We start from the raw sequence: 5,030 nt of genomic DNA, 5'->3' as shown, positions 1-5,030 counted from the left end.
GCCTGGGCGCGGTCGGCGGGGCTGACGGCCGCCCAGGACCGCTGGGCGACGGCGGCGCGGGCGATGGCGGCGTCCGTCTCGGCGAGGTCGAGGTGCTCGACGGTCGTGACGACGTGTTCGTTCGCCGGATTGAGGATCGTGTAGCTCACGGTGTGGTGCTCCTGCTCTCGGTGCCGGGTGTGGTGCTGGTGCTGCGTCCTGCGGTGGTCCCGGCGTCGCGGTGTCGACGCGCGGCGTCCACGAGCCCGGCGAAGAGACGCCGGTCGGCCGCCTCCTCCTCGGGGTGCCACTGCACGGCGAGACCGAAGGGGACCGTCGGCAGCTCGACCGCCTCGATGACGCCCTCCTCGGTGCGAGCGGTGACGACGAGCCCGTCGGCGACGCGGTCGATCGACTGGTGGTGGTAGACGTGCACGTCGAGCTCGTCGTCGTCCTGCCGGAGCAGCGCGGCCAGTCGCGAGTCGGCGTCGATCGCGACGGTCTTCGGCCCGAAGACGCCCTCGCCGGGCTGGAAGGAGTCGTCGCCGACGAGGTCGGGGAGGTGCTGGACGAGCGTCCCGCCGAGCGCGACGTTCAGCAGTTGCGCGCCACGGCAGATGCCGAGGAACGGCAGCTCGGCGTCGATCGCCGCCGTGAGCAGCGCCTCCTCCCAGGCGTCCCGGTCGGTCCGTGGCCGACCCGTGCGCGGGTGGGCGACCTGACCGTACAGGCCGGGGTCGACGTCGGCGCCACCCGAGACGATGAGGCCGTCGAGGCGGGCCAGCACGGATGCGGCCACGGCACGGGTGACGGGCTGGGGTGGGAGGAGGACCGCGATCCCACCCGCATCCGTCACGGCGTCGAGGTACACCTTGGGGAGGAAGGACGCCGGGACGTCCCACACCCCGGTCTGGGCCTGTTCGAGGTAGGTCGTGATGCCGATGAGTGGAGCGCTCGAGACGGGCGGGTCGGTCGCTGGGACGTTCGGGTCAGAGGCGTTCAAAGCCGCGCACCCGCTCCCAGTCCGTCACCGCGGCGTCGAAGGCGGCGAGTTCCACCTTCGCGAAGTTCAGGTAGTGGTCGACGACCTCGTCGCCGAAGGCCTCGCGGGCGATCGTCGACTGCGAGAAGAGCTCGGCCGCCTCCCGGAGCGAGGTCGGGACGCGGGGCGCGCCGCCCGTGTACGCGTTGCCGCTGGTCGGGTCCTCGAGCTCCAGTTCGTTCTCGATGCCGTGCAGTCCGGCGGCGATGAGTGCTGCGACGGCGAGGTACTGGTTGACGTCGCCGCCCGGCACCCGGTTCTCGACGCGCATGCCGAGCCCCCGGCCGACGACCCGGAGCGAGCACGTTCGGTTGTCGTGTCCCCAGGCGACGGCCGTCGGGGCGAAGCTGCCGTCGACGTAGCGCTTGTAGGAGTTGATGTTCGGGGCGAAGAACATCGTCAGCTCGCGCATCGCGGCGAGCTGCCCGGCCAGGAAGTGCCGGAAGAGCTTCGACATGCCGTCGGGCGCGTCGGGGTCCGCGAACACGGCCGAACCGTCCTCGCCGCGGAGGCTGATGTGGATGTGGCAGCTGTTGCCCTCGCGCTCGTCGAACTTCGCCATGAACGTGAGGCTCTTGCCGTGGGCGTCGGCGATCTCCTTCGCCCCGTTCTTGTAGATCGAGTGGTTGTCGCAGGTGACGAGGGCGTGGTCGTAGCGGAACGCGATCTCCTGCTGCCCGAGGTTGCACTCGCCCTTGACGCCCTCGCAGTACATGCCGGCGCCGTCCATGGCGTTGCGGATGTCGCGCAGCAGAGGCTCCATGCGGGTCGAGGCGAGGATCGCGTAGTCGATGTTGTAGTCGGTGGCGGGGGTCAGCTTCGTGTAGTCCTTCGCCCAGGCCTCCCGGAAGGTGTCGTCGAAGACGAGGAACTCGAGCTCCGTGCCGACGAACGGGACGAGGCCGCGTTCGGCGAGCCGTTCGAGCTGGGCGATGAGGATCTGGCGGGGCGAAGCGACCACCGGGGCGTCGTCGAGCCACTGGAGGTCGGCGGTGACGATGGCCGTGCCCGGCAGCCAGGGCGCGAGGCGGAGGGTCGAGAAGTCGGGGATCATCGCCATATCGCCGTAGCCGCGCTCCCAACTCGACATCGCGTAGCCGTCGACCGTGTTCATCTCGACGTCGACCGCGAGCAGGTAGTTGCAGCACTCCGCCCCGTGCTCGGCGACGTCCTCGACGAAGAGGCGGGCCGAGACGCGCTTGCCGACGAGTCGGCCCTGCATGTCGGTGAACGCGAGGATCACGGTGTCGATCTCGCGCGCGGCGACGGCCGTCGTGAGCTCCTCGAGCGTCAGGTTTCCTGAGCGTGGGTGCATGGCAGCTCCTCGTTGATCCGGGGGACCCGTCGTCGGCGTTCTGCCTCGATGGAGAACTGAAAGGTCGCGAACCCGACCATTACATCACAGCACCTCCAGCGGATCGAAGCATTTCCGAGATGAATTTCCCCACAAAGGTATGTACACGCGACCATTGCAGGTCCTAGAGTCGGGCCAACCGAATCTGAGGACGTTGTGCGAGCCCGACGAGCGCGCAACCCGAGCGACAGGACGCATCGATGGCTGACGACACGCGCAAGATCTCCGGGGTGACCTACACCGCGGCCGGCGAGGGGTACTTCGAGAAACGCAGCCTGAAGCGGTCCGCCGGGGTGTGGGGCCTCTGGGGCCTCGCCGTCGCGGCGGTCATCTCGGGCGACTTCTCCGGCTGGAACTTCGGCATCGACTTCGCCGGGTTCGGCGGCATGCTCATCGCCTTCGTCATCCTCGTCGCGATGTACTACGGCATGATCTTCTCGATCGGGGAGATGGCCGCGGCGATGCCGCACACCGGCGGGGCCTACTCCTTCGCGAGAGCGGCGATGGGACCACTCGGCGGATTCGTGACCGGCCTCGCGGAGACCATCGAGTACGTCGCGACCACGGCCGTGATCGTGTACTTCTCGGCCTCCTACGCCGACGCCATCACGAGCGAGCTGCTCGGCTTCTCCATGCCGTCGCCCGTGTGGTGGGCGATCCTGTACGTCGCGTTCATCGCGCTGAACTCCGCGGGAGCGAGCATCTCCTTCCGCTTCGCGATCGTCGTCTCGATCATCTCCATCGGCATCCTGCTCGTCTTCTCCGCGATGGCGATCTTCTCCGGCCAGTTCGCCTGGGCCAACCTGTTCGACATCGCCCCCGACGCGGGCCAGACCGAGTTCCTGCCGCACGGTGTCCTCCCGATCCTGTTCGCCCTGCCCTTCGCGATGTGGTTCTTCCTCGGCATCGAGGAGCTGCCGCTCGCGGCGGAGGAGTCCCACAACCCGGTGCGCGACATCCCGAAGGCCGGGTTCTGGGCTCGTGGCACGCTCATCGTGACCGGCCTCCTCGTCCTCTTCCTCAACACCGGCGTCATCGGTGCCGAGGCGACCGGGACGGCAGGGGAGCCCCTGCTCGACGGCTTCCGGGCCATCGTCGGTGACGGTGCGGCGGCGGTCCTCGCCCTCTTCGCCCTCATCGGGCTCCTCGCCTCGCTGCAGGGCATCATGTTCGCCTACGGTCGCAACATGTACTCGCTGTCCCGCGCCGGGTACTACCCGCGGTTCCTCTCGCTCACCGGCAAGCGGCAGACGCCGTGGGTGGCCCTCGTGGCCGGGGCGATCATCGGGTTCATCGCGTTGCTCATCGTCGACGCGGCCGGCGGATCAGGCGGCGTCGCCGGGGCGATCGTGCTGAACATCGCTGTCTGGGGCGCGGTGCTCGCGTATCTCATGCAGATGATCGCGTTCCTGCTGCTGCGGAAGAAGTTCCCGAACGCCAAGCGGCCCTACGTCAGCCCGTGGGGTGTGCCGGGGGCGGTCATCGCAGCCGTCATCGCCGCGCTCATCTTCGTCGGCTTCCTGCTCAACCCGACGTTCCTCCCGGCGATCATCGCGATCGTCGTCGTCTACGTCGTCATGCTGGTCGCCTTCGCGGTCTGGGGTCGCCACCGGCTCGTCATGTCACCGGAGGAGGAGTACGCGGTCTCGGGCGGTCTGCACGGCGACCCGGAGACCGAAGGCTACGGCGGCGCGACCGAGGCTGAGCTGCTCGCAGCCGACCGTCCCGAGGACCCGGGCTCCGGCACCGCGCGTTGACCCCCGGACGCAGCCGCCCCGACGCAGACCGGTGGCGGCGTCGCGTCCCGAGCCCCGGCGAGTCGTGCCCGACACGCCGGGGCTCTCCTGCCTCGGTGACGCGGACCGCCCCCATCCGGGCGACTGCGGCGATGGGGGTCACAGCTTGTAGACTCGTCGGCGTGACGGACGCACGAGCTCAGCTCATTGACCACATCTCGGCGGAAGCCGTGTTCCACGGTGACTTCACCCTGACGAGCGGCAAGAAGGCGACGTACTACGTCGACCTCCGCAAGGTGAGTCTCGACCACCGCGTCGCGCCCCTCATCGGGCAGGTCATGATCGACCTCATCGCCGACGTCCCCGACGTCTTCGCGGTCGGTGGCCTCACCATGGGTGCCGACCCGGTGGCCGCCGCGATCCTGCACCAGGGTGCCGCGCGCGGACTCACGTACGACGCGTTCGTCGTCCGCAAGGAGCCGAAGGACCACGGTCGCGGCAAGCAGGTCGAGGGCCCCGACCTCCAGGGCAAGCGCGTGATCGTGCTGGAGGACACCTCGACCACCGGCGGGTCACCGCTCAAGGCTGCCGAGGCGCTCGAGAAGGTCGGAGCCGAGGTGGTCGCCGTCGCCGTCGTCGTCGACCGCGCGACCGGCGCCCGCGAGATCATCGAGGCCGCGGGCTACCAGTACCTGGCCGCGATCGGCCTGGAAGACCTGGGACTCGTCTGATGTCCAGCGACGGAACCGGACGCGGCGGGGCCGGGCTGCCGGACGAACCCGCGGACGGAACCGACTGGCTGCTCTCGCAGCTCGACGCCGACGACACGGAGGCGATCGAGACGCAGCCCACCACCGACGCGGTTGACGAGCAGCCGTCGGCAGCCGTCGCTCCGGTGCCCGCTGACGACGACGACCGG

6 protein-coding genes are annotated in these 5,030 nt (G+C 69.4%); 3 read left to right on the top strand and 3 right to left on the bottom strand.

The genetic code is table 11. The features are described 5' to 3' along the window. From IFT89_RS20880 to IFT89_RS19540, 3 genes are all read right to left on the bottom strand, one after another. The coding region (locus tag IFT89_RS20880; RefSeq protein ID WP_202939806.1) for an aldehyde dehydrogenase family protein at positions 1 to 149 on the bottom strand (149 nt) is incomplete at its 3' end. Next, entirely contained in the window at positions 146 to 982 is an 837-nt protein-coding gene (locus IFT89_RS19545; RefSeq protein ID WP_202939805.1) for a gamma-glutamyl-gamma-aminobutyrate hydrolase family protein, read from the bottom strand. The genes IFT89_RS20880 and IFT89_RS19545, both read right to left, overlap by 4 nt. Further along, positions 969 to 2,336 carry a glutamine synthetase family protein gene (locus IFT89_RS19540; protein ID WP_202939804.1) on the bottom strand — a complete coding sequence of 456 codons (1,368 nt, stop codon included), beginning with the start codon at positions 2,334 to 2,336 and terminating at the stop codon, positions 969 to 971. The genes IFT89_RS19545 and IFT89_RS19540 overlap by 14 nt, the downstream gene beginning before the upstream one ends. A gap of 239 nt (positions 2,337 to 2,575) precedes the next feature. On the opposite strand from IFT89_RS19540, the gene IFT89_RS19535 reads away from it, so the two are divergent. From IFT89_RS19535 to IFT89_RS19525, 3 genes are all read left to right on the top strand, one after another. Beyond that, the gene (locus IFT89_RS19535) at positions 2,576 to 4,132 is read left to right on the top strand and encodes an amino acid permease (protein ID WP_194643795.1); all 1,557 of its coding nucleotides are present in this window, start codon (positions 2,576 to 2,578) and stop codon (positions 4,130 to 4,132) included. A 161-nt stretch (positions 4,133 to 4,293) separates the two neighbouring features. Next, the gene (pyrE, locus tag IFT89_RS19530; protein ID WP_175116436.1) at positions 4,294 to 4,842 is read left to right on the top strand and encodes an orotate phosphoribosyltransferase; all 549 of its coding nucleotides are present in this window, start codon (positions 4,294 to 4,296) and stop codon (positions 4,840 to 4,842) included. Then, positions 4,842 to 5,030: hypothetical protein (locus IFT89_RS19525; protein WP_202939803.1), on the top strand; the 189-nt coding region annotated here is incomplete at its 3' end. The genes pyrE and IFT89_RS19525, both read left to right, overlap by 1 nt.

It is taken from the genome of Plantibacter sp. CFBP 13570, from assembly GCF_014841395.1.
Taxonomy (GTDB): Bacteria; Actinomycetota; Actinomycetes; order Actinomycetales; family Microbacteriaceae; genus Plantibacter; species Plantibacter auratus.
Note: the sequence above shows the minus strand (reverse complement) of the source record. Positions and strands in the feature narration are given on the sequence as shown.

What these genes read in the sequence shown, in the direction of transcription:
- IFT89_RS19540 (WP_202939804.1), bottom strand. Translation starts at nt 2,336, where the DNA reads ATGCACCCACGCTCAGGAAACCTGACGCTCGAGGAGCTCACGACGGCC.
- IFT89_RS19535 (WP_194643795.1), top strand. Translation starts at nt 2,576, where the DNA reads ATGGCTGACGACACGCGCAAGATCTCCGGGGTGACCTACACCGCGGCC.